The sequence below is a fragment of the Bacteroides sp. An269 genome, from assembly GCF_002159755.1.
GTDB lineage: Bacteria > Bacteroidota > Bacteroidia > Bacteroidales > Bacteroidaceae > Phocaeicola > Phocaeicola intestinalis.
The window spans coordinates 63,250-88,353 of sequence record NZ_NFJG01000002.1 but is presented as its reverse complement, the minus strand read 5'-3'; the positions used below and the strand labels follow the sequence as shown (position 1 = coordinate 88,353).

Sequence of the window (25,104 nt, the reverse complement as noted above, 5' to 3'; positions counted from 1 at the left end):
GATTATATAAAGAAAGCGATAAATCTTCTCTTTTTCTATGCAAAGGTAGTGCTTTTTATTTATTTTTGTACAGAAAAGAGAATAATGCTTATGAAGACATTCCGGAACCTGATATTAGGGTTTATTTTACTTTCCGTGCTTTCATGCGGGAGAAAACAACAACCTGTATTGCCCCGACAGGAGATGGCAGAACGCCTGTTAATGGAAGCAGACAGCCTGATGCGTGCAGACTCGGCTTTCTGGTTGGCCGCTGTAAATCGTACTCATCCGGCTGTATGCCAATACGACTCAGCAATCAGGAAGAAACTGGACAACGCAATGCTGATGTGTCCGGGACTAAAAAAGGTATATCTGACAAAATATGTCTACCTGATGCGCAGCTGGAAACCAGACGAGATATTATTGCTTTTGCGGAAGATGGCAACCAATGTGCCCGACTCTATAGCTGCGGATATGTGGAGTTTGAAGGCTGTCCTGGAAGACAGGGCAGGCTTCCGCGACACGGCAAAGCATGATTTCCGGAAAGCAGATTCGATTTATGAACTGACATTGCGACATTATGCTAAAGAGCAGCGTGACACTATGCAATATTCGGCAATCCGTGTAATGAAAGCATTGAATCTTTCTTTGCTATATGATAACTTCCAGCTTTTACAACACGAATTGGAATTATACAGACGGGTGTACGAAACGCCCTTGAATGGTTGGGAAGTTTTATATACGATAGAAAGCAAAGAACAATACTACCGGTTTGTGTTTGGAAACTGAGAGCCTGTTTATACCATGCACGATATGAAATGGTGCATTCCGCGCAAAGTATACAGAGAATGCCTTGCGCGGAATGATATTCTCATCAGTATCCGAAGATTTCTTCGGTAGTCAGACGTTTGACAGGACCGATTTTCTCAAGTGATTTGATATCCAGTTCTTTTTCGTTCCCCAGAATGATGTAGCGGTAAGGTTTGCCTGCCATCGTTTCCTGTTCGAAACGGACTATGTCATCCATTGTGAGCGAAGGAACGGTATTGTAAATCTTTTCATTGATATCATAGTCGATGCCCTTGTCTGTGGCGTTGAGGTAAGCATTGATGATATTCATCTTGGTGGTACGCGCGGTAGCAAGACGTTTCAGAAGTGCCTGCTTGGCAAGGTCGAATGCCTTACCTGCTTGCGGTATTGTATCGATAATCTGATTGAATGTGCGTATGCAGTCCATCATCTTATCATTTTGCGAAATGATGAATGTCGTGGCATATTCAGGTTTATCCTTATAAGCAGGAGTAACATAGCTGGCTCCTGCACTATAGGCCAGCCCGCGTGCTTCGCGTAATTCCTGGAATACGATTGTGTTCATGCCACCTCCGAAATATTCATTAAACAACGCGATGACAGGTTGCCGGTCAGCATTCCACGGATGGTTCTCGTTATGATATTGCATCATATAGATGTTTTTCGCATCGTATGGAGCAATGAAAACTTCGTTAGCCGGAGTCGGCTGCAATGTGTAAGGCTTTCCAACGGGAGCATCAGCAAGGATTGCTGCGGTTTTATGATAGCGGTCAACAGATACAGTCACCTCGTCAAGATTCATCGGACCGTAATAAAGCACAGTATGTTTGTAGTTGCTGAGGTTTCGAATCAAGTCAACCAGTTCTTGCGGGTCGATTTGTTCAAACTCCTGTGCAGAAGGGATGTTACGTACCGGATTGTAGGCACCATATACACTGTATGCCTGAAGTGCACTGAAATTGTTCTGCTGGTCGAGTTTATTGTCGGCACGTCCTTTCATCTCCAGAGCCGCATACTGGGTAAATGCTGCTGTATCCACCTGTGCATGAGCGATGAAGTCTTCCATCAACGCCATGGCTTTTGTCATGTTTTCGGAAAGGCCACGCAAAGCGATGCTGCTTTTTTTAGAACCTATGCTGATATCGAAGTCACATGCCAGTTGATAAAATTTCTGTTTGAGTTGTTCGGCACTTAGCTTGTCGGTCCCCAGGTAATCCAGGTAATCGGCAGCATAAGGCAACCATTTGTTCCATTCTTCTCCACAATCGAAATAATAATTAAGTGAAAAACGTCCGTTTTCATTATTCTTCACATAGAGTACAGGCAAGCCATTAGACGTCATTCCTTTGGTCAGGTCTTTGTCGAAGTTGACAAATTTGGGCTGTATCGGTGCTGTTTCCGCATTTACAATCTCAGTCACGAATGCACTTTGCATATCCCGGTTGGTAGGAATGGGCGTGATTTGCGGTTTGTCTATTTTCTTGATAGTAGAATCGTTTCCGATACGTTTGTACACAGTTACATAATTGTCACGGAAATGACGGTTGGCAAAATCGATTATCTGTTGTTTGGTTATTTTCGAGATGCGATCCATTTTACCAGTCACATCACTCCATTTCTGGTGGTTGATAAATGCGTTGACAAACAGGTCAGCACGTCCTTCGTTGCTTTCAAGGGTAGTATAGAAAGAAAGTTTTTTATTGTTCACCACGGCTTGAATCAAGTCTTCATCGAAGTCGCCTTTCTTCAGTTTGCCGATTTCATCAAGGAGTAAAGCTTTTACTTCATCAAGCGATTGTCCTTCCTTGGGAAATCCGGCTACGACAAAGCCTGAATACTCGGCAAGCGGAAGGGTAAAGGCACCTCCTCCCAGCCATTTCATCTGCTGGTCGAGGTTGAGGTCCATCAATCCTGCCTTGCCATTACTGAGCATGTCAGCTATTACATCAAGAGTGTCGTTTTGAAACGAAGCAGCCTTATCAAACTTCCATGCCATATAGACGCGTTCGGCTTCTTGTCCTACAACTGTTGTATCTTTCGGCATAGTGCGGTCGGGTATCGGGGCATACTGGGGTTGAGAAAGGGACGGATTAGGCTGCCAAGTACCGAAATATTTATCAAGAGTAGCGATTACCTGATCGGGGTCGAAGTCTCCCGCCATACAGATAGCTACGTTATTGGGCACATAGTAACGGCGGAAATAGTTCTTGATGTTTGTGATTGAAGGATTTTTCAGATGCTCTTGTGTACCGATAGTGGTTTGCGTCCCATAAGGATGCCCCGGAAAGAGCAGGGCCATCAGTGCATTGAACAATTTATCCGTGTCACTTCCCAAACCTATGTTATACTCTTCATATACAGCTTCCAGCTCTGTATGAAATCCACGGATAACCATATTCTGGAAACGGTCTGCCTGAATACGCGCCCAGTTTTCCACTTCATTTGCAGGAATGTCTTCTATGTAACAAGTCACATCGTTGCTGGTATAGGCATTAGTCCCCACGGCTCCAATGGCAGACATCAGCTTATCATATTCGTTGGGAATAAAGTACCGGGCTGCAAGTTGTGAGATACTGTCTATCTCGTGGTAATATGCACGACGCTGATCCGGGTCTTTCAAGGTTCGGTATACTTCGAAATGTTTTTCTATAGCATCAAGAAGAGGAGCTTCTTTATCTATGTCAGAAGTGCCGAATTGGCGGGTTCCCTTGAACATCAGATGTTCCAGGTAATGGGCAAGTCCCGTGGTTTCAGGCGGATCATTCCGGCTTCCTGTACGTACGGCAATGTAGGTTTGAATACGTGGTTTCTCGTCGTTGACCGACAGATAGACTTTCAGCCCGTTGTCCAAAGTATAGATACGGGCATTCATCAGATCGCCTTCCACAGTCTGATACTGGTATTCCTTTGCCATAATAGGCAGCCCGAAGGCAAGCAGGAATACCCCAAGCACTGATTTGAATTTGTTCATACTTAAATAGATTTAATAGTTCTGTTTGCTTTGATTTTAAGAAACTGTTTCGGATTTCTTCAAAATAGTTTCTAAATGTTTCTGCTGTCCACTCCCCACATCATCTTTTCCCGAAGTGTGTTGAAAAATGAATGATGACACCGTTTGACAATGCGTACGAAATAGTCGGCACGACGAATACGCAAACGGGTGCCCTCACGACAAGTTTCACTCCGTCCGTCTACCGAAATAAGGAAGTTATGGTTCCGGCTTTCCACATCGAGTATGATTTCCCACTCGTCACGTATCACAATGGGGCGGATATTCAAACTATGCGGAGCTACGGCTGTAAGACTGATGGTACCGCTTTGTGGAACAAGAATAGGGCCTCCCACGCTGAGAGAATATCCGGTAGAGCCGGTAGGAGTAGCTACGACCAGCCCATCTGCCTGATAGGTACATAACAGTTCATTGTTGATATAAGCGTGTATGGTAATCATTGACGAACTGTCTTGTTTAAGTACGGCAATTTCGTTTAAGCCGAAAGGATACCCTTTCAGGACATAATTGTCAGTATGGAGCTGCAATACTCTTCGTGGTTCGGCAAGGTATTTCCCTGCATAGATTTCATCGAAGGCTTCCTCCATCTGGTCGGGTGATACATCGGCAAGAAACCCCAGCCTTCCGGTGTTGATTCCCAAAATAGGGATTTCTTTTTTACCTACCCGGCTTGCCGCACGCAGAAAAGTCCCATCACCTCCGATACTAAGCACCATATCGGCATTGAAATCATTTCCTTGAAATACCTGCAGGCCTTTCAGATTGGCTTTTGTATGTTGCTTGAGAAAATCGAAAAAGTCATTACTGATGCATATTTCGGCTTTTTTGCTCCGTAAAATGTCGAGCAGGTGTGTGACATGTGCCGATTTATGCTCTTGGTATGTATTCCCGAAAAGGGCGAATCTAAGAGTCCGTTGCATATCTTGTAGCTTTTTATCAATCTTTATTCAGTAAAGTAAGCAGGTTGTCCGTATTTTCTGCTAACTTTGCACTTTGTTGACGCAAAGATAGAAAAATAAATTGAAAACAATTAATATTATGGTAACTATGACATTGTTGGCGGCGGCACAAGCCGTTGCAGACACATTGGCGGGAGCGAATCCGGTACTTACCCCAGTTGCATCGGGAGAACCGGAAATGAATTTATGGGATATGGCCTGCAAAGGCGGATGGATAATGATTGTATTGGCAGTGATGTCGGTAATAGCCTTCTATGTATTTTTCGAGCGGGCTTTTGCTATCCGAAAGGCATCAAAAGACGACCCATTGTTTATGGACCGTATCCGGGATTATATCAAAACCGGTGAAATAAAATCTGCAATCAACTATTGCCGGATGGTAAACACACCTTCGGCACGGATGATAGAAAAAGGTATTACGCGCATGGGACGTCCGGTTTCGGATGTACAGGCAGCTATCGAAAATACAGGCAACATCGAAGTAGCCAAACTAGAAAATGGCCTGGCGATTATTGCTACCGTGTCGAGTGGGGCTCCGATGTTAGGCTTTTTAGGAACAGTAACAGGTATGGTACGTGCATTCTGGAATATGGCTAATGCTGGTAATAACATTGATATCACTCTGCTGTCAGGCGGTATCTACGAAGCAATGATTACTACAGTAGGAGGTCTGATTGTGGGTATTGCAGCGATGTTTGCCTACAATCATTTGGTCTATCGGGTAGACAAAGTGGTCAGTCAGATGGAAGCCCGCACGATGGCCTTTATGGATCTATTGAACGAACCCGACGAAAACCGATAGGCTTATGGCACTGAAAAGAAGACAGAAAATATCACCCAGCTTCAGTATGTCATCCATGACCGACCTTATCTTCCTGTTGCTGATATTTTTTATGATTACTTCTACGATGGTATCACCCAATGCTATTAAGGTCTTGTTGCCTCAAGGATCTGAGCAGACTTCGGCAAAACCGATGGTACGGGTGATTATCGACAAGAATCTGAATTATTACGGAGCATTCGGCAATGATGACGAAATGCCTTTATCACTTGATGAGGTACCTTCGTTTTTGCAAGAATGTGCTTCTAAAGAACCGGATATGTATGTGGCTTTGTATGCCGATGAATCAATCCCTTACCGTGAAATTGTACGGGTATTGAACATTGCTAATGAAAATCATTACAAAATGGTGCTCGCTACACGGAGACCAGATAAAGAATGAATTACAGGAAACAAGGCGACAAGGTGACAAGGCAACATGGTGACAAAGTTTGAACGGCTTTACTAAGGTATTTAAGACTTTGCCAACCCGTCAACTTGTTAACTTGTCAACTCGTCAAACTTGTCAACTTAAAACAACAGAATCGTGAAACGAAGCAAGTTAATCGGACTTATAGGAACAGTGGTGTTGCACGTGGCAATCCTTGTATTCTTGTACCTGTACGTGCTGACGCTTCCTCCCAAACAAGAAGAGGGAGGAGTGCCCGTTATGCTGGGCAATACTGAGACAGGAGAAGGAGATGCCGACCCTTATACCCTGACAGAGGTAGACTTGTTGCCGCAGCCCGAAACAGCAGAACAGGAAGCATCTTTACCTGATGGTGGAGATGACTCTCCGTTGATAACCCAAGCCGATGAGCCTTCCTTGCAAGTGAAAAAGGAAAAGCCCCGTCAGGAGCAGAAACAAAAAGAAACATCTAACGTAAAACCCCAAAAAACTACAGAACATCCAAAGCCGAAAGAAAAAACCGAAGCAGAGAAGCGTGCCGAAGCAGAACGCGCTGCGGCACAGGCTGCTTCCAGTAAAGTGGCCGGAGCTTTCGGAAAAGGCTCCAAGATGGGAAGTACCGGCAATGGTAGTGGTGAAGGAATGCAAGGAAGCCCTACAGGGAATGGAAAAGAAGGAAAGACTTCGGGCGTAGGTGCCTCAGGAGTATTCGATTTAAACGGCCGGTCACTGGGGACTGAAGGATTGCCTTTACCGGCTTACAATGTACAGGACGAAGGACGTGTAGTGGTTACAATAGTCGTTAACCCGGCAGGAAAGGTTATCAGTACACAAATCAACAAGCGTACCAATACTGTAAATCCTATTTTACGCCGTGCCGCGGAAGAAGCTGCACGACGGGCACAATTCAACCGGGTAGACGGTGTAAATAATCAGTCAGGAACAATAACTTATTACTTTAAATTGAAATAAGCGTATGAAATCGATTTGTATTTTTTTAGCTGAGGGCTTTGAAGAAGTGGAAGCTCTTTTCCCGCTCGATATTTTGCGTCGTGGCGGTCTGAATGTAAAAACCGTATCTATAATGGGAGAACCGACAGTAAAAGGTGCCCATGGTGTACCTGTAGTTGCCGATTGCCTGATAGAAGATTTGAAAGAAGAAGATATTGAGATGATTGTATTGCCGGGAGGACTTCCTGGTGCCACTAACCTTGATGCACATGCAGGAATAGACAAACTGGTCCGTAATTTTGCTACAGCCAGCAAACCACTGGCAGCTATTTGTGCAGCTCCGATGGTATACGGAAACCGAGGCTTACTGAAAGGGAAAAAGGCAACTTGTTATCCGGGCTTCGACAAATATCTGGACGGTGCTGAGTATACCGGCAATATGGTAGAAATCGCCGACAACTTCATTTTGGGAAAAGGTCCTGCCGCTGCATCAGCTTTCGGATTTGCCATTCTTGAAAAAATGGCCGGAGCAGCCAAAGTGGCAGAAGTAAAAAATGGAATGCTTTTCGCTGAATGAAAAAATACATAATAATTGTTGCCGGAGGAAAAGGTTTGCGCATGGGAGGAGAAATCCCCAAACAATTTCTTCCTATTAAAGGGAAGCCTGTATTGATGCGTACGCTGGAAACCTTTTCCACTTGCGATGAGACTATCGAACGGATTGTAGTGCTTCCGGTAGACCAACAGGACTACTGGAGGCATTTGTGTAAAATCTATGGATTTACACTTTCTCATCGTATTGCCAATGGCGGAGAAACCCGTTTCCATTCAGTTAAAAACGGGTTGGCACTGGTAGAAGATAATGCATTGGTCGGTGTACACGACGGAGTACGCCCTTTTGTGTCATCCAAGGTCATATCGGAATGTTACCGTATGGCAGAAGTATCAGGAGCAGCAATACCTGTAACCGATGTTGTAGAAACACTGCGTCAGGTTACAGAAAATGGAAATAGCCAGACAGTTCCACGCAACTGCTATAAGCTGGTTCAGACCCCTCAGGTTTTTCTTTCTTCGTTATTGAAACAAGCTTATTCCCAACCTTACACATCGTGTTTCACGGATGATGCTTCGGTGGTAGAAGCTTGGGGACATCGGGTAGAACTGGTGGAAGGAAACCGGGAAAACGTTAAGCTGACAACTCCGTTTGACCTGAAACTGGCAGAAATGATATTAAGTTGACAAGATTTTATACAATGTACGGTCGGATTTATGCATTTTCATGACACATTGCATAGATCTTTGTCAACGTGCAGACTTGTGACCTAATAAATGAAAGAATATGCTTGATTTGTCTACGCGTGATATCAAGTTCTTGCAAGGGGTGGGTCCCCAGCGGGCAACTTTGTTGAATAAGGAGTTGAATATCTGTTCCTTTAAAGACTTATTGTATTATTTCCCGTACAAATACGTAGACCGCAGCCGTTTGTATTACATTCACGAGATAGACGGAAACATGCCCTATATCCAGTTGCGTGGACAAATCTTGAGTTTCGAAATCTTAGGTGAAGGAAGGCAACGACGTCTGGTCGGACATTTTTCCGACGGTACAGGTGTCGTAGATTTGATATGGTTTCAAGGTCTGAAATATGTTGAAGGCAAATACAAAGCACACGAGCCTTACATCGTGTTCGGCAAACCAACCGTATTCAACGGGCGCGTTAATATCGCTCATCCCGACATCGACCCTGCCGATGAGTTAACTTTATCCACAATGGGACTTCAGCCATATTACAATACGACCGAAAAGATGAAACGGAGCAACCTCAATTCGCATGCGATAGAAAAGTTGATGAAAAACCTGTTTGCCGTACTTCGGCATGAGGAATTTGAAGAAACCTTGAGCTCCCGGCTGATAGAACAACACCGTCTGATGCCGTTGACAGAAGCTTTGCACAACATTCATTTTCCGCAAAATCCAGAATTACTCCGCCGGGCACAATATCGTTTGAAATTCGAAGAGCTCTTTTATGTACAACTGAATATCTTACGCTATACGCAAGAACGACGAAACAAATTCCGTGGACTGATATTCGGCAAAGTAGGTGATATCTTCAACACCTTTTATGCCCAAAATCTTCCATTTCAACTTACTGGTGCACAAAAGCGGGTCATTAAGGAAATGCGCCGCGACATGAAAAGCGGCAGACAGATGAACCGTCTGCTTCAAGGTGATGTGGGAAGCGGGAAAACCTTAGTGGCACTGATGATAATGTTGATAGCCCTTGATAACGGTTATCAGGCATGCATGATGGCACCTACTGAAATTCTTGCCAACCAACACTATGAAACCATTACCCGTTTTCTGCAAGGAATGTCCGTCCGGGTAGAATTACTCACGGGAAATGTAAAAGGGAAACGCAGGGAAACGATTTTACGCGATTTAGTGACAGGCGACATACAGATACTTATCGGTACACACGCTGTAATAGAAGACACAGTAAACTTTTCTTCATTAGGGCTGATAGTCATTGACGAACAGCATCGCTTCGGAGTAGCACAGCGCGCCAAGTTGTGGCGAAAGAACCTGTGCCCGCCTCATGTACTGGTAATGACCGCTACTCCGATACCCCGTACACTTGCCATGACCCTTTATGGTGACCTTGACGTATCGGTCATCGATGAACTGCCTCCCGGTCGCAAACCCATACAGACTATTCATCAGTTCGATAACCGGCGGGCTTCGATGTATACTTTCATCCGCAAGCAATTGCAGGAAGGCAGACAGGCATATATCGTTTATCCCTTGATTCAGGAAAGTGAAAAAATGGACATCAAGAATTTGGAAGATGGCTACCTCCACGTGTGTGAAGCATTTCCCGAATATAAGGTAAGCAAAGTACACGGTAAAATGAAAGTAGCAGAAAAGGAGGAAGAAATGCAACGTTTTGTAAATCACGAAACGCATATTCTGGTAGCAACGACGGTTATCGAAGTAGGTGTAAACGTTCCGAATGCTTCGGTAATGGTCATCGAGAATGCCGAACGTTTCGGTTTATCCCAATTACATCAGTTAAGAGGACGGGTAGGACGTGGTGCCGACCAATCATATTGCATCCTGGTAACCGGTTATAAACTGACAGAAGATACCCGAAAACGTATCCAGATAATGGTGGATACGAATGATGGTTTCGAGATAGCAGAAGCCGACCTGAAGTTGCGGGGACCAGGCGATTTGGAAGGGACACAGCAAAGTGGAGTAGCATTCGATTTAAAAATAGCCGATATTGCCCGAGACGGCCAACTCCTTCAGTATGTACGCGAAGTGGCAGGACACCTGCTTGAAGAAGACCCGCAAGGCATACACCCTGAAAACGCTATCGTATGGCAACACCTGAAAGAACTCCGGAGTAAAAATGTAAACTGGTCGGTAATTTCATAATAAAAGTGTCCGGGACCGACAGCTTTTCGGGCCGATTTACCTGTTATTCCCAAATTCTAAAGAAACCCGTAAAAGCCCTGCCACAAAATTATGCTTGTTATGATGAATAATGTGTAAAGCAGGCTGAACAGAAAGCCAGGGAGTCAGGTGACAGTGAAGAGTACATTCAATGTCTGTTTCATCACCTCCGGAAAAGAGAAGACGATTGAACACAATACCGGCAGTCATATCGTTCCGGGCAATGCGGTTCATCACCAGTCCGCCTCCCCAATATCCGTTACAGGGAACGTAACGCCGGGTCATAGCTGCCCCTTGTCCTAACAGGACCAATTGCGATTTGCCCACCATCAGTAAAGGCTGCTCCAGCAAAGCCCAGAAACCAGTTTCCCGCTCGTGCACGCTTCTGTCTTCAGAAGGTGTTTTCCCATATACATACCCTATTGTATAGTTTGCAGCCTGCTCGCCTTTCGAAGGTATTTCGTATGAAATGCTTCCCATGGTAAATATACCATCGCCAGACGGACAAAAACGGAACTGACGGTCGAAATCATCACTCGCCACACCATTATAAACACTCGCTTTCAACGTTAACCGACTGACAGGAAGATACTCCAGATGAACACCCATAGCTCCTAACGGAAATGTAGCAAGCGGATAATTCAATGAAAGAATGGGATAATCGGCATCTGCAGCTCCTGTAAACAAACCGGTAGCAGGTGTAATGAAATAATCGGCATCAACGTTACGTAAACCTATAGAGACAAAAAAGCATTCGCCAAAGGACTGACGCAGAGAAGCCTGCATCAAACGAAAAGGACGGTTCTCATCGGTATAGATATTCGACAAACCTAAGTTATCATCGTCTACAGCACCGCCTGTTTGCCAAGTTGCAATTGCCATACCTTCGAATGAGGCACCTTTCCAAAGTCCGACATCCACTCCCACTTCCAAATAATTCACCCATGACGTGTTTCCACTCGTCATATTCCATTCACCTTCAGTCATGGCAGTCAAATTCCAACCGACACGAGAAGAAACCGGTGTTTGAGCCCGGACACCAATCACACACAAGCAGGCTGCCAGCCCACATAAGAATCGATACATAGGTTCTTTTTTAAAGTTGATCAACTATTATCCCCTGTAGAATAACACCAATCGACACATTTTGTTCAATGAATTCCTCATATTTTCAAAAAACAGAGATAATCTTCTTTCCGATATCTGTACTACGCTGTAATAACTCCTTATTGCCAATCAATACGGAATTCATATTTTGTTTTTTCTTGCGGTGCAAAGATAATGAATTTATTCGTATTTTTGCAACATCATGATAGATCAAGCCACCATAGACAAAATAATGGATGCCGCCCAAATAGTAGACGTGGTATCTGAATTCGTCACACTCCGGCGCCGGGGAGTGAACTACATCGGACTGTGTCCTTTCCACAACGAAAAGACACCATCGTTCAGCGTATCGCCCAGCAAAGGAGTATGCAAATGCTTCAGCTGCGGAAAAGGAGGAAATGTGGTGCATTTCATCATGGAACATGAACAACTCTCCTATTACGAAGCATTGAAATGGCTGGCAAAAAAATACAATATCGAAATCAAAGAACGTGAGCTGACTGACGAAGAAAAACAGGCACACAGCTTACGCGAAAGTTTATTTGTAGTCAACCAGTTTGCTTCCGAATACTTTCAAGACATTTTATATAATAACATTGACGGGCAGCGCATCGGCATGACCTACCTGCGAGGACGTGGATTCCGTGATGACATCATCAAGAAATTCCAACTTGGCTATAGCACCGACAACCGGGATGCGCTGGCACGTGCTGCACTGCAAAAAGGATACAAGGAAGACTTCCTGGTAAAAACCGGACTGTGTTACCGCAAGGAAGACGGTACCTTACGCGACCGTTTTTGGGGACGTGTCATTTTCCCTGTACATACGATTTCCGGAAAAATCGTAGCTTTTGGCGGACGCGTACTCAGCGCCGCCACCAAAAATGTACAGATGAAATATGTCAACTCGCCTGAGTCAGAAATCTATCACAAAAGCAAAGAACTGTACGGCATCTTTTTTGCCAAGCAGGCTATCGTGCGCCAAGACCGCTGTTTCCTGGTAGAAGGCTATACCGATGTTATTTCCATGCATCAAAGCGGCATTGAAAATGTGGTAGCCTCATCGGGCACGGCACTTACATCCGACCAAATCCGATTGATTCACCGTTTTACGAACAACATTACTGTCCTTTATGACGGTGACGGAGCCGGCATAAAGGCTAGTATCAGAGGTATTGACATGCTGCTGGAGGAAGGGATGAATATCAAAGTATGTTTGTTGCCGGACGGAGATGACCCTGATAGTTTTGCACGCAAGCACAATGCTACCGACTATCAAGCATACATTAACGACCATGAAGTAGACTTCATCCGTTTCAAGACCAACCTACTGCTGGAAGAAGCCGGAAAAGACCCTATCAAGCGCGCTGCATTGATTTCAAGCATTGTAAAAAGCATTTCGGTCATTCCCGATGCGATTGTACGTTCTGTATATATCCGCGAATGCAGCCAATTGCTGCAGATGGAAGAAAAGATACTTATCGAAGCCACTTCAAAACTGATAGAACAGGCACGCGAAACAAAATTCAAGGAACAACAACGTAAAAAGGAGCGCGAACAGCGGATGACTGAAACTCCTGCGGTTCAGCCTTCTGTTCCTGATACACCGACAAACGAACCACAGGCAACAGATACAACTCCTGACCTAAACAACAGTACCCCTCTTCCACCCGAACCAACTCCCGCAAATACGTACACTTCGTACATTCCGGCAGAAGGCAATGAGCAAAAAGTATTCTATGCCAAAGAAGAAGACCTGGTACGGATGCTTATCCGCTATGGCGAAAAAACAATGTGCTATATAGAAAACAATGAAGGTGAACAAGTTCCTTATACGGTCATTGAATGCATTGCGACAGGATTGAAGGAAGACGAACTGCAATTCCATGACCCCATACACCGGCAGATTTTACAAGAATGTGAAGCACACCAACACGACCCTAACTTCATAGCCGAGCGACATTTTATCGCCCATCCTGACCCGAATGTCAGCAAATTGGCGGCAGACTTGGTGAACGACCGTTATCAATTGAGCAAATACCACTCGAAAGGACAAAAAATCGTAACGGATGAAGAACGTCTCTACGAATTGATACCCCGTTTGTTGCTTGACTTCAAGCTTTCCATTATAGAAGAAGAAATGAAAAATACCCTGCAGGCACTGACCGATCCCATCGTAGCCCAGGATTCGCAACGTTGCATGGAAATCATGAAACACTATAAGGAACTGCAAGAAACTCAAAGCATAATGGCGCAACAGGCAGGCGACCGTGTAGTGCTGAAATTATAAACTTAAAGCAGCATTCATAAAAAAATATCCTCATGTGCCAATTTATAAACTCTAATGACGTATTCGCAAATCCGGACAACAAGGATTATATCTGCTACAACGAGGCATTTTGCACAGCATTATCAGGGTACAGGTATTTAGAAGCTGTTTTGAATTTCTCCAAAAAGTTTTTCTTGGCTTGATGTATCCGTTTTCGTGTGTGCTTTGGGCGATTTTTTGGTCTTTTTCGCTCCTGTTCTTCGTCAGATAGCCCGCTATCTTCCTCATCACAGAAGCGAAAATGCCTCAAAAACTCATCCCAAATCATCGCACGATAAATTCAAAACAGCTTCTACAAAGTATAAGATGAATGTCCGCAAACAGCCAATATATACCCCTGAAAAATGAATATATACTGCATACGCAGTTGAATATATACTGCATACGCGGTTGAATATATACTGCATACGCCTACGGATATATACTTCATCAGCAAACGCAGTAGTACTGCGTTTGCAACTCAGCCGAATCGGCTAATTGCGGAATTCATAAAGTATAATAAAATAAGGAATGAAGCAGAAAAGGATGCCCCTTCTTGCTTCATTCCCTAATTTATATCCCCTTGCTATAATTCTTCTTTATTTTTCAAAATCCAGCCAATTCCAGCAAGCGGTCTACAGCAGCATTCAGTCCATCGGAATTCTTTCCACCGGCTGTAGCGAAATGCGGCTGGCCACCTCCCCCACCTTGAATAAGCTTGGCAGCCTCGCGCACCAGTTTTCCGGCATTCAAACCTGCTTTTACCTGATCATCACTCAACATCACCGTAAGCATGGGTTTGCCGTCGCGCTCACTTCCGATAGCAACAAAAAGGTTTTCAGGGAATTGACCTTTCAGCTGGAAAGCAATGTTTTTCACCGAATCGGCAGGCAGAGGAAGTACCGCCTTGATGACTTTCACTCCATGGATTTCTTTCGCTCCTTCTATCAGCTTGGCTTTCACCTGAGCTTCTTTTTCTTTTATAAATTCTTCCATCTGCTTTTTCAGACCGGCATTTTCATCAATGTAGCGTGCGATGGCTGTTTTCAAGTCGGGAGCATTGTTGAAGAGTGCTTTCAGGTCATTGAGCGTGTCTTGCACGGTATCAAGCATTTCCTCCACTTTAGCTCCGGTAATGGCCTCGATACGGCGCACACCAGCTGCCACCGAACTTTCGGAAATAATCTTCACCATGCCAATTTTCCCTGTGGCAGACACATGAGTACCGCCACAGAACTCAATAGATGACCCGAACTGGACAACACGTACTTCATCGCCATATTTTTCACCAAAGAGAGCGATAGCCCCCAGTTCGCGTGCCTTCTCGATGGGAAGGTTACGATATTCGGTCAAGGGGATATCGGCACGGATTTTAGCATTAACCAGGTGTTCTACCTCACGTAACTGTTCGGGAGTGACTTTCTGGAAATGAGAGAAGTCAAAACGCAGCGATTCGGGTGTAACAAGCGAACCTTTCTGCTCTACATGAGTACCCAGTACCTGCCGCAAAGCTTCGTCAAGCAGATGTGTACACGAGTGATTAGCAGCACAAGCAGCACGCTTGTCAGTATCAACACATGCCATCATCGGTGCGTCAAGGTGTTCGGGAAGTTGCTTGGCTATATGAATGGGGAGGTTATTCTCCTTCTTGGTATCGATGATATCAATCGTTTCGAACTCGCTAACCAACACGCCAGTGTCTCCCACCTGTCCTCCGCTTTCGGCATAGAAAGGAGTTTCATTCAATACAATCTGGTAAAGAGTCTGGTTTTTCTGCTTAATCTGACGATAGCGCAAGATACGGGTTTCATACTCGGTATAATCGTAGCCCACGAAATGTGTCTCACCTTCTTCCAGTACCACCCAGTCACCGGTTTCAACAGCTGCGGCATTGCGTGCACGCTGTTTCTGCTTTTGCATTTCGGTATTGAATTCTTCTTCATTTACCGTCATTCCGTTTTCGCGCAAGATGAGTTCGGTCAGGTCAAGAGGGAATCCGAAGGTATCATAGAGCGTGAAAGCATCCACACCACTGATTTCGGTCTTTCCTGCTGCTTTTGTATCAGTCATTACTTTATCCAAAAGACGGATACCAGTTTCGAGCGTGCGGAGAAAAGCTTCTTCTTCTTCCTTGATAACCTTCTCAATAAGAGACTGCTGAGCTTTCAGTTCCGGATAGGCCTGTCCCATATTTTCGATGAGCACAGGTACCAGTTTGAACATAAAGGCCTGCTTCTGACCTAAAAAGGTATAGGCGTAACGTACGGCACGGCGCAAGATGCGACGTATGACGTAACCTGCTTTGGCGTTGGAAGGAAGTTGTCCATCGGTGATAGAGAAAGCAATAGTACGTATGTGATCGGCCACCACACGCATAGCAACATCCACTTTCGGATCGGTACCATAGGTCATTCCAGCCAGGTTACCGATGGCTTTGATAATGGGTTGGAACACATCCGTGTCATAATTCGACTTTTTGCCTTGCAACACCATACAAAGACGCTCGAACCCCATTCCGGTATCAATGACTTTGGCGGGCAAAGCTTCAAGCGATCCGTCTGCCTTGCGGTTGTATTGCATGAATACAAGGTTCCAGATTTCGATAACCAACGGGTTGTCTTGGTTCACCAGCTCACGTCCGGGCACTTTTGCCTTTTCTTCGTCTGGACGCAAGTCAATGTGGATTTCAGAACAAGGTCCACAAGGTCCGGTATCACCCATTTCCCAAAAGTTGTCGTGTTTGTTTCCGTTAATAATGTGATCTTTAGGAAGAAATTGTTCCCAGTATCCAGCAGCTTCGTTGTCGCGTTCAAGTCCTTCTTCCGGACTACCTTCGAACACGGTAGCATAAAGGTCGGCAGGGTTGATTTTCAATACACCCACCAAGTATTCCCATGCCCAACCGATAACTTCTTTCTTGAAGTAATCGCCGAATGACCAGTTGCCAAGCATTTCGAACATAGTGTGATGATAGGTGTCATGTCCTACTTCTTCCAAGTCATTGTGCTTGCCGCTCACGCGCAAACATTTTTGCGAGTCAGTCACACGTTTATATTTTGCCGGATGGTTTCCCAAGATGATGTCCTTAAACTGGTTCATGCCGGCGTTGGTGAACATCAGCGTGGGGTCATCTTTGATGACCATCGGTGCCGATGGCACAATCTGATGTCCTTTCGACTCAAAGAATTTTACGAATGAGTCGCGGATTTCGTTTGCTGTCAACATATAAGTCTTATTATCTTGTCGTTAATATTCTAAAAATCGATTTGCAAAGATAATCTGTTTTATTATTTTTGTCGCTACGTTTGGAGGAAAATTTTTGGAATTGAAGAGTTATCGTTCGCAAAGCAGGGCCAGTGATGAAGAAATATCCAGGAAGTCTCCCCGCTTTGATATGTAGAAGTATGACCAGCTGCCTGCATGCAGCACGTGATTTTGGAGAAGCAGGCTTTCTCCTTTTCTGCGGGACAATAGACGAGCAAATATTACCGGTAAAGCGTATCCATGACTTCTTCGACTCCTTTTATAAATAGAAAAATTTATGCGAAAAGTCTATTATATATATAATCCGAAAACACGGACTTACGACCGTATTTATCCTACAGTACGGCAGCGTATGATGAGCTACCTGCGCAATTTGTTTGTAGGTATGGGTTTGGGAGCAGGATGTTTTATCCTGTTATTACTGATTTTCGGTTCGCCTTCCGAAAAAGACCTGCGGGTGGAAAACTCACGTCTGCTGGCACAATATCACATTCTCTCGACACGGTTGGACGAAGCACTGGACGTAATGCAACACCTCCAGCAAAGGGACGATAACTTATATCGGGTAATTCTGCAGGCAGATCCTGTACCGTCGGCTATACGAAATGCCAACTATGGGAAAACAAACCGCTATGAAGAATTGACAGAGTTGGCGAATGCAAAACTGGTGGTGAATACCACACAAAAGATGGATGTACTGGCAAGGCAGGTGTACATTCAGTCAAGGTCGTTCGATGAGGTGCTCGACTTGTGCAAGCGACATGATGAGATGCTGATGTGTGTACCAGCCATTCAGCCTGTATCAAACAAAAACTTAAAGCAGACCGCTTCCGGATATGGCACACGTATAGACCCCATATACAAGACAGTAAAATTTCATGCCGGAATGGACTTTTCAGCGAACGTAGGCACACCTGTATATGCTACAGGAAACGGAACAGTGAAAACTGCCGGTTGGGAGGGCTTATATGGAAAGTGCATCACCATTGACCACGGATTCGGTTACGTGACACGTTATGCACATCTAAACCAAATCAAGGTACATCCCGGCCAGAAAGTAGTGCGCGGAGAAACCATTGGCGAAGTGGGAACTACGGGAAAGAGCACAGGCCCGCACCTGCATTATGAAGTACACTTAAAAGGACAAATAATGAATCCTGTCAATTATTATTTCATGGACTTGGATGCTGATGATTATGACAAGATGATTCAAATAGCCGCTAACCACGGCAAGGTATTCGATTAACAACCAATGTATAGGAAAAAGAAGCATGGCCCTGAAACAAGATAAGCAATTGAAATTATATTATTCCATCCGTGAGGTGGCTGAGATGTTCGGCGTAAACGAATCATTAATACGATACTGGGAAAAGGAATTTCCGGATATTGCCCCGAAACGCGCTGGAGGAAAAATCCGCCAATACACGAAAGAAGATGTTGAAAGCATCCGTCAGGTTTATTATCTGGTGAAAGAAAAAGGAATGACACTGGCCGGAGCCAAACAACAGATGAAGCAAAACAAAGAGGGAGTTCGCAATACTACCGAACTGGTGAAACGCCTCAAGCAAATCCGTGATGAGTTGGTAAGCATTCGCAAAGAACTGGACTATTTGACATAGTGAATTGATAGTGGATAATTTGCTTAAGCATAACTATCCACTATCTCGGTCATCTACCTTACTCCGCATTGTCGTCAAAATCATCAATACGGGTTATTTTTTTAATATTGTTAATTTTCTTCAAATTGTTGCAGATGGTGTTTACATCATTCACATCGTGTACGTAGAGCTGGATGCGTGCTTCGAAGATGCCGTCTTCCGACTCGATGTACAGTTTATGAATATTGACATTCAGTTGTTGGGATATCACTTCGGTTACTTTATTCAGCACACCGATTTCGTCTATACCTTTTATATACACATTGACAGGGAAAACCAACGCTTTTCCTGTCTGCCATTGCACAGCTATCAGTCTGTTACCGAAACTGGTTTTCAGTTGAGTGGCAATAGGGCATTGGCGTTTATGTATGACAATACGGTTATTGTCGTCAATGTATCCCAATACGTCATCTCCCGGTATAGGCTTACAGCAATCAGCCAGGATATAATTTTTCTGGATAGCATCGGGAGTGAGTTTGACAATTTCTTTCTTGTCGATGTTGAGCGGCTGCTTTTCAGATTCTCCTTTATTTTCCTGTTGTTTTTGTTTGTTACCACCAAAAGCAAAGCTGATATATTTTTTCCAGTTTGTAGTATTCGGCTTTTCTTTCAGCTCATTTTTATCAGGCTCACCCAGTGTAAATACACCTTGCCCCACAGCCAATGCCAGTTCTTCGTAAGTCTTTACCTGATGCTTATCACATAACTTACGGATGTTTTCGTCAGTATTGGGCAGACCTTCCTGTTGGAAAAATTGAACTATCAGGTCTTCTCCCCGTTGTTGCTGCTCGCGTCTTTCACGTTTTAAGATAGCCTGTATCTTAGCTTTTGCTTTGGCTGTAGTAGCAAAATTAATCCATGAAGGTTGCACTTTTTGCGATTTGGAAGTGAGGATTTCCACCTGATCTCCACTTTGCAACTTGTGACTAAGTGGAACCAGTTTATGATTGACTTTTGCACCGATACAATGGCTACCCAAGAAAGTATGGATAGAGAAGGCGAAATCGAGTGCGGTACAGTTTTGTGGCATCGTCTTGATTTCTCCTTTCGGAGTAAATACGAATATTTCGGACGCAAAGAGATTCAGTTTAATAGTGTCAAGAAAGTCAAGAGCATCAGGTTGCGGGTCATCCAGAATTTCTTTGATAGTCTTAAGCCATTTGCTCAGTTCTCCTTCGTCTTCGCTTCCTCCGCCCTCTTTGTATTTCCAATGTGCGGCGAACCCCTGTTCAGCTACATCGTTCATCCGTTCACTACGTATCTGCACTTCAATCCATTGTCCTTTGTTGCTCATCAAAGTAACATGAAGAGCCTGGTAGCCGTTAGCTTTCGGATGACTTACCCAATCGCGCAAACGGTCGGGATGCGGTTTGTAGATACGCGAGATGGCCACATAAATATCGAAGCAGTCGTTCAATTCTTCCTCCTGATTACGAGGCGTAAAAATAATCCGTACAGCAAGAATGTCGTATATTTCCTCGAACGTGATGTGTTTAGCCTGCATCTTATTCCAGATAGAGTAAGGCGACTTCACACGCGCAATAATGCGATAGGGAATCCCCATCTTGTCAAGTTGTTCGCGAATAGGTGCTGTAAATTCGGCAAATAATGTGTCACGTTCTGCCTGAGTGGCTTGCAACTTGTTTTGGATTTCTTGATAAGTCTCAGGATGCTCGTACTTGAAACTCAAATCTTCCAACTCTGTCTTAATACGGTTCAGCCCCAGACGGTTGGCAAGCGGAGCATAAATGTACAAGGTCTCACCCGCAATTTTATATTGCTTGCTCGGAAGCATTGAGCCCAGTGTACGCATATTATGCAGGCGGTCGGCTATCTTAATCAGGATGACACGTATGTCATCGTTCATTGTAAGAAGTAACTTTTTAAAGTTTTCTGCTTGCGCCGATGCACGGTCGCCAAAAATACCTCCCGATATTTTAGTAAGCCCATCAACTATTTGCGCGATTTTAGGCCCGAATAAATTCTCAATGTCTTCTACGGTATAATCGGTATCTTCTACTACATCGTGCAATAGAGCGGCACAGATGGAAGTAGAACCCAAGCCAATTTCCACGCAGGCGATGCGTGCAACGGCGATGGGGTGTAGAATATATGGTTCACCCGACCGGCGTCTTACTCCTTTATGCGCTTGTCGGGCGAAGTTGAAAGCCTTTGTAATTATTTCTACTTTTTTGCGGTGTCTGCTTTCTAAATATCGGTCCAACAATTCCTGGAAAGCATCGTCTATCAGCTTCCCGTCAGCTTGTTCCTGAGTCAATTTTTCGTCCGTCATGGTAGTCCATCTTAAATCAATAGTGCAAAATTAGGAAAAATCAGTAATTTTGCAAGAAATATGGACATTTTTTCTTCACCTATCGGATACGGATAGATTTTCCTGCACGGATATTGCTTCCTCGGATACCATTCAAGCGCCGTATCTGCGATACGCTGACACCATATTTACGTGCAATTCCTCCCAATGTTTCCCCATTACGGATACGGTGATACACGGCTTTGGGTTCAGGAATATCCACGGTGGAACGCCGGGTAAGATAAGTTTCCGGTTTATAATTATAAATGCTATCTTCATGATCGATGAAATAACTCATCGTCTTGCTTGGAAGCCGTAAAGCATAAGGCTGTTCGTTGCCTGGCACCACATCTTTCTTAAATTCCGGATTCAAGGCACGCAACTCGTCAATATTGATGTTGCACACCTCTGCCACTTGTTGCAAATGGAGCGGACGTGAAATATGAATGGTGTCCGTCCCTTCAGGCAACTTCATTTCCATCGGACTAATATTGTGCTCGCAATAGTAAGTCATAATGTAATTGGCTGCGATGAAGGCCGGTACATATCCGCGAGTTTCTTTAGGTAAGTAATTATACAGTTGCCAGAAATCTTTTTCCCCGTCGGCACGGCGAATAGCCTTATTTATAGTACCGGGCCCACAATTGTATGCAGCAAGTACCAAGTTCCAGTCATGATAAATGTCGTACAAATCTTTCAAGTAACGGGCGGCGGCACGAGTCGACTTGATAGGGTCACGACGTTCGTCTACAAAGCTGGTCACCTTCAGTCCATAGATTTTTCCGGTGTTCAGCATGAACTGCCATAAGCCTACAGCTCCTTGACGAGATGCAGCCATCGGGTTCAACGCCGATTCGATGACGGGCAGGTACTTCAGTTCCAGCGGTAGGTTATAGAGATCGAGTGCTTCTTCGAAGATGGGCATGTAGAAGTTATTTGCGCTCAACATGAATGCCACTTTCTGACGCAAGCGAGTCGCATACATGTCGATAAATTTACGCACAACTTCGTTATACGGCATTTCGATGATAGCAGGAATGCGTTGCAGCCGATCGATATAGACGGAGTCGCTCACATCCGGATTTCCGGCATTTACCTCACAGTTTTCACCGATGTTGATGTAGTTTTTCGATATCCAGTCGAGATACAAGCTATCAGTTTCCGACAACATGCCTTCGGGTAATCCGATAACTTCTTCCGTCCCCGACTCCGAGCGGACGGTTATACTGTTTTCGTCCGTCTGTTGCGCATAAAGGGTCGATGCCCCTAACATACTTAGTATACCAATACACAGTTTTTTCATCATATCTTAAAAATTAATACTGCATCGCAAGCCTATGCCTTGTGGTAGCCCACGGTGCGGGTCATTAAATATAGCAGGTTGCCATGTCATGCTCAAGTCGTTGGAGATGTCGAAGTTTGACAATTCAGCATCCACGTATGCATCGACCACCGATAGCAGGTACACGCCGATAAAGGCGAAAATACTAAGGTCTCGCTGGCGCCGGTATACGTCTTTCCGTCGCTGGAACAAGTCTTGAAAATAGCTTAACTGATTGAAGACATCTTCTTGGGTATATCCCAGCGGTAAGAAATCCATATAGCTATCATTGGCAGGATTGTCACTCATGATGTCCTGATATGCCTGAGAGTAATCTTTATACATTTGTCCATTCCACGTCAAGGCATAGATACATCCTACGAAACCGCCGTAGATGATGGGCAGTTTCCAATATTTATGGTTATAAATTTGTCCTGCTCCCGGTATGGCAAGCGAAAGCCAAATGGCACTATTGGCATTGGGAGTCCATTTTTTCTTCTGGATTTCCATCTTCGGCATCTGCTGCTGGATAGAGTCGTTCTTACGGGCAAGCAAGGCAGTATCTACCGGTGCTTCCAGTGCCTCAATGCGTTGCCTTTGCCAAGCCAGCGTGTCAAGCAGAGCAAGGCTGTCTGCCCGGTTCTGAGCACGTATAGAGTCTGCTTTTAATATTCCTTCACGATGCTTGCGGGCACGCTGGGCATATACATCCGTACTTTCTCCAAATAAGAAGCAAAACAAAAATACAAGGGTTGTCAGGTATGTCAATGGTTGCTTTTCCAAAACAGTCTGCTTTTATTCTTTAGGTTGTAACGAATCCAATATCTCCATAATCCGTTCCAGGTCGGCTTCACTATTGAAGGGAATACTGATTTTTCCTTTTCCTTTGTTGCTGCACGAAAGTTGCACCTTGGTTCCAAAGAAAGAACACAAGTGATTTTGCAAGAGGGTATATTCTTCAGATAGTTTGGCTCCTTTAGGGGTTATTTTCTTTCCGCCCGACTCTACACTTTCGCCCACGGAGAGTGCCTTGACGATTTCTTCTACTTTCCGCACCGAATAACCTTGCGAAATGATTTCATTGAAGATGCGTATCTGAGTTTTGGGATCATCTAATGCCAGCAAGGCACGGGCATGTCCCATATCTATTTCCTTGTTCTTCAATGCCACCTGGATAGGGGCAGGCAATTTGAGCAGACGCAGGTAATTGGCAATGGTAGCGCGTTTCTTTCCCACGCGGTCGCTCAGTCTTTCCTGGGTCAGTCCGTATTGCTCGATGAGGTGCTGGTAGGCAAGGGCGATTTCCAGCGAGTTAAGGTCCTCGCGCTGGATGTTCTCTATCAGTGCCATTTCCATCACATTTTCATCATCAGCCGTCCGGATGTAGGCAGGTATGGTTTTCAGTCCAGCCTGTACAGCAGCCCGGTAACGCCGTTCGCCTGCTATAATCTGGTAAGAGTCTTCATTCAGTTGGCGCAAGGTAATGGGCTGGATGATGCCTATCTCTGCAATCGAGTCGGCAAGTTCTTGCAAAGCTATCGGGTCGAACTCGCGCCTAGGCTGGTTCGGATTGACCGATATCTTATCCAACTCTATTTCATTGATGGACGAAGAGCCCGAGGTCTTGATTTCCTCGTTGGTAGAAATCAAGGCGTCAAGTCCTCTGCCCAATGCATATTTCTTTTGTACCGCCATGTCTTGTTGCGTAATTATTACGGGTCGTTATTGTTTTGTGTTCTTGTTGATTATCTCATTGGCAAGCGCCAGATAGTTCTTGGCTCCTGTCGAATCGGCATCATACAGGATGGCAGGGATTCCATGGCTGGGTGCCTCGCTCAGTTTTACATTACGCTGGATGATGGTCTTGAATACCAGTTCCTGAAAATGGCGTTTCACCTCGTCATAAATCTGATTTGCCAAACGCAAGCGCGAGTCGAACATGGTCAGCAAGAATCCTTCTATTTCAAGCGAAGGATTCAGCTTCGTCTTGATAATCCGTATGGTATTCAGCAGTTTGCTGATTCCTTCCAGTGCGAAATACTCGCATTGCACCGGAATAATGACCGAATCGGCCGCGGTCAAGGCATTGATAGTAATCAGCCCCAACGAAGGCGAACAGTCTATCAAGATGTAGTCGTACTCGCTTGCCATCGGAGACAACGCCTTCTTCATGATTTTCTCGCGGTTATCCAAGTTCAGCATTTCTATTTCCGCCCCTACCAGGTCAATGTGTGAAGGGACGATGTCCAATCCGTCAATATCGGTCGTGTAAATGGCTTCCCGTATGTCGTTCTGGTTAATCAGACATTCGTAAATGGAACAATCGATGTCTTTCAGGTCGACTCCCAGTCCCGACGAAGCATTTGCCTGCGGGTCAGCGTCTATTACCAATACTTTCTTTTCGAGTGTAGCCAATGATGCAGCCAAGTTTATGGTAGTGGTAGTTTTCCCTACCCCACCTTTCTGGTTGGCCAAAGCAATTATTTTTCCCATATTAATCAGTTTATCTGATTGCGAAGTAACAAATAATTGGCGAAATAGCGTATCTCATTCTTGCAACATTTTGCAAAACTGTTGATAACTTACGCCGGTTGTTAATAACTTCGCGGGGCAAATATAACGATTTCTGTGCAATAATCAGCCTTGCTTTGTGAAGATTAATCAAGCCTTGTGTAAAATTAACTGATATCATGCTTTTGCACACTGGTGGAAAGAGCCATGCACTTATATGCGGGCAAAC

20 protein-coding genes are annotated in these 25,104 nt (G+C 44.7%); 10 read left to right on the top strand and 10 right to left on the bottom strand.

Annotated elements, in window-relative coordinates; translation table 11 throughout:
• The first annotated feature begins 90 nt into the window (after positions 1 to 90).
• Positions 91 to 768: a hypothetical protein gene (locus B5F71_RS01420; protein WP_143269831.1), complete on the top strand. Its 678-nt coding sequence runs from the start codon at positions 91 to 93 to the stop codon at positions 766 to 768.
• Positions 769 to 853: 85 nt separating this feature from the next.
• Here the strand turns inward: B5F71_RS01420 and B5F71_RS01415 are convergent, their stop codons facing one another.
• Complete coding sequence (locus B5F71_RS01415) at positions 854 to 3,760, bottom strand: M16 family metallopeptidase (RefSeq protein WP_087207253.1); 2,907 nt, start codon at positions 3,758 to 3,760, stop codon at positions 854 to 856.
• Positions 3,761 to 3,831: 71 nt separating this feature from the next.
• Entirely contained in the window at positions 3,832 to 4,719 is an 888-nt protein-coding gene (locus tag B5F71_RS01410) for an NAD kinase (RefSeq protein ID WP_087207251.1), read from the bottom strand.
• Between the two features lie 118 nt (positions 4,720 to 4,837).
• Here B5F71_RS01410 and B5F71_RS01405 point away from each other — a divergent pair, with 118 nt between their 5' ends.
• The 6 genes from B5F71_RS01405 (at position 4,838) to recG (ending at position 10,377) form a co-directional block, all read left to right on the top strand.
• A complete protein-coding gene (locus B5F71_RS01405; protein WP_022041312.1) occupies positions 4,838 to 5,560 on the top strand; it encodes a MotA/TolQ/ExbB proton channel family protein in 723 nt (240 codons plus the stop codon).
• Positions 5,561 to 5,564: 4 nt separating this feature from the next.
• Positions 5,565 to 5,981 (top strand): biopolymer transporter ExbD, encoded by a 417-nt coding sequence (locus tag B5F71_RS01400; RefSeq protein ID WP_087207249.1) that lies wholly within the window; start codon positions 5,565 to 5,567, stop codon positions 5,979 to 5,981.
• A gap of 144 nt (positions 5,982 to 6,125) precedes the next feature.
• Positions 6,126 to 6,959: a TonB family protein gene (locus B5F71_RS01395; RefSeq protein ID WP_087207246.1), complete on the top strand. Its 834-nt coding sequence runs from the start codon at positions 6,126 to 6,128 to the stop codon at positions 6,957 to 6,959.
• A gap of 4 nt (positions 6,960 to 6,963) precedes the next feature.
• Complete coding sequence (locus B5F71_RS01390; protein WP_087207245.1) at positions 6,964 to 7,515, top strand: DJ-1 family glyoxalase III; 552 nt, start codon at positions 6,964 to 6,966, stop codon at positions 7,513 to 7,515.
• Complete coding sequence (locus tag B5F71_RS01385; protein WP_022041308.1) at positions 7,512 to 8,177, top strand: 2-C-methyl-D-erythritol 4-phosphate cytidylyltransferase; 666 nt, start codon at positions 7,512 to 7,514, stop codon at positions 8,175 to 8,177. The genes B5F71_RS01390 and B5F71_RS01385 overlap by 4 nt, the downstream gene beginning before the upstream one ends.
• 100 nt (positions 8,178 to 8,277) lie before the next feature.
• Entirely contained in the window at positions 8,278 to 10,377 is a 2,100-nt protein-coding gene (recG, locus tag B5F71_RS01380) for an ATP-dependent DNA helicase RecG (RefSeq protein ID WP_087207243.1), read from the top strand.
• A gap of 36 nt (positions 10,378 to 10,413) precedes the next feature.
• Here the strand turns inward: recG and B5F71_RS01375 are convergent, their stop codons facing one another.
• On the bottom strand, positions 10,414 to 11,481 hold the full coding sequence (locus tag B5F71_RS01375) for a carbohydrate porin (RefSeq protein ID WP_022041306.1): 1,068 nt from the start codon (positions 11,479 to 11,481) through the stop codon (positions 10,414 to 10,416).
• Between the two features lie 223 nt (positions 11,482 to 11,704).
• Here B5F71_RS01375 and dnaG point away from each other — a divergent pair, with 223 nt between their 5' ends.
• Entirely contained in the window at positions 11,705 to 13,792 is a 2,088-nt protein-coding gene (gene dnaG / locus B5F71_RS01370; protein ID WP_087207241.1) for a DNA primase, read from the top strand.
• Positions 13,793 to 13,886: 94 nt separating this feature from the next.
• Here dnaG and B5F71_RS01365 read toward each other — a convergent pair whose 3' ends face one another.
• Complete coding sequence (locus B5F71_RS01365; RefSeq protein ID WP_158098019.1) at positions 13,887 to 14,099, bottom strand: hypothetical protein; 213 nt, start codon at positions 14,097 to 14,099, stop codon at positions 13,887 to 13,889.
• A gap of 317 nt (positions 14,100 to 14,416) precedes the next feature.
• Positions 14,417 to 17,035 (bottom strand): alanine--tRNA ligase, encoded by a 2,619-nt coding sequence (alaS, locus tag B5F71_RS01360; protein ID WP_087207237.1) that lies wholly within the window; start codon positions 17,033 to 17,035, stop codon positions 14,417 to 14,419.
• A 316-nt stretch (positions 17,036 to 17,351) separates the two neighbouring features.
• On the opposite strand from alaS, the gene B5F71_RS01355 reads away from it, so the two are divergent.
• Together B5F71_RS01355 and B5F71_RS01350 are read left to right on the top strand one after the other, a co-directional pair.
• Positions 17,352 to 18,320, top strand: coding sequence for a M23 family metallopeptidase (locus B5F71_RS01355; protein WP_022041302.1), 969 nt, complete (start codon positions 17,352 to 17,354; stop codon positions 18,318 to 18,320).
• A 25-nt stretch (positions 18,321 to 18,345) separates the two neighbouring features.
• Entirely contained in the window at positions 18,346 to 18,693 is a 348-nt protein-coding gene (locus tag B5F71_RS01350) for a MerR family transcriptional regulator (protein ID WP_022041301.1), read from the top strand.
• Positions 18,694 to 18,751: 58 nt separating this feature from the next.
• Here B5F71_RS01350 and B5F71_RS01345 read toward each other — a convergent pair whose 3' ends face one another.
• The 5 genes from B5F71_RS01345 to B5F71_RS01325 form a co-directional block, all read right to left on the bottom strand.
• The gene (locus B5F71_RS01345) at positions 18,752 to 21,025 is read right to left on the bottom strand and encodes a RelA/SpoT family protein (RefSeq protein ID WP_022041300.1); all 2,274 of its coding nucleotides are present in this window, start codon (positions 21,023 to 21,025) and stop codon (positions 18,752 to 18,754) included.
• 79 nt (positions 21,026 to 21,104) lie between these two features.
• On the bottom strand, positions 21,105 to 22,346 hold the full coding sequence (locus tag B5F71_RS01340) for a lytic transglycosylase domain-containing protein (RefSeq protein ID WP_022041299.1): 1,242 nt from the start codon (positions 22,344 to 22,346) through the stop codon (positions 21,105 to 21,107).
• 6 nt (positions 22,347 to 22,352) lie between these two features.
• The gene (locus tag B5F71_RS01335) at positions 22,353 to 23,147 is read right to left on the bottom strand and encodes a DUF5683 domain-containing protein (protein ID WP_022041298.1); all 795 of its coding nucleotides are present in this window, start codon (positions 23,145 to 23,147) and stop codon (positions 22,353 to 22,355) included.
• A 12-nt stretch (positions 23,148 to 23,159) separates the two neighbouring features.
• On the bottom strand, positions 23,160 to 24,059 hold the full coding sequence (locus tag B5F71_RS01330) for a ParB/RepB/Spo0J family partition protein (RefSeq protein ID WP_022041297.1): 900 nt from the start codon (positions 24,057 to 24,059) through the stop codon (positions 23,160 to 23,162).
• Positions 24,060 to 24,086: 27 nt separating this feature from the next.
• Positions 24,087 to 24,857: an AAA family ATPase gene (locus B5F71_RS01325; protein WP_022041296.1), complete on the bottom strand. Its 771-nt coding sequence runs from the start codon at positions 24,855 to 24,857 to the stop codon at positions 24,087 to 24,089.
• Positions 24,858 to 25,104 lie beyond the last annotated feature (247 nt).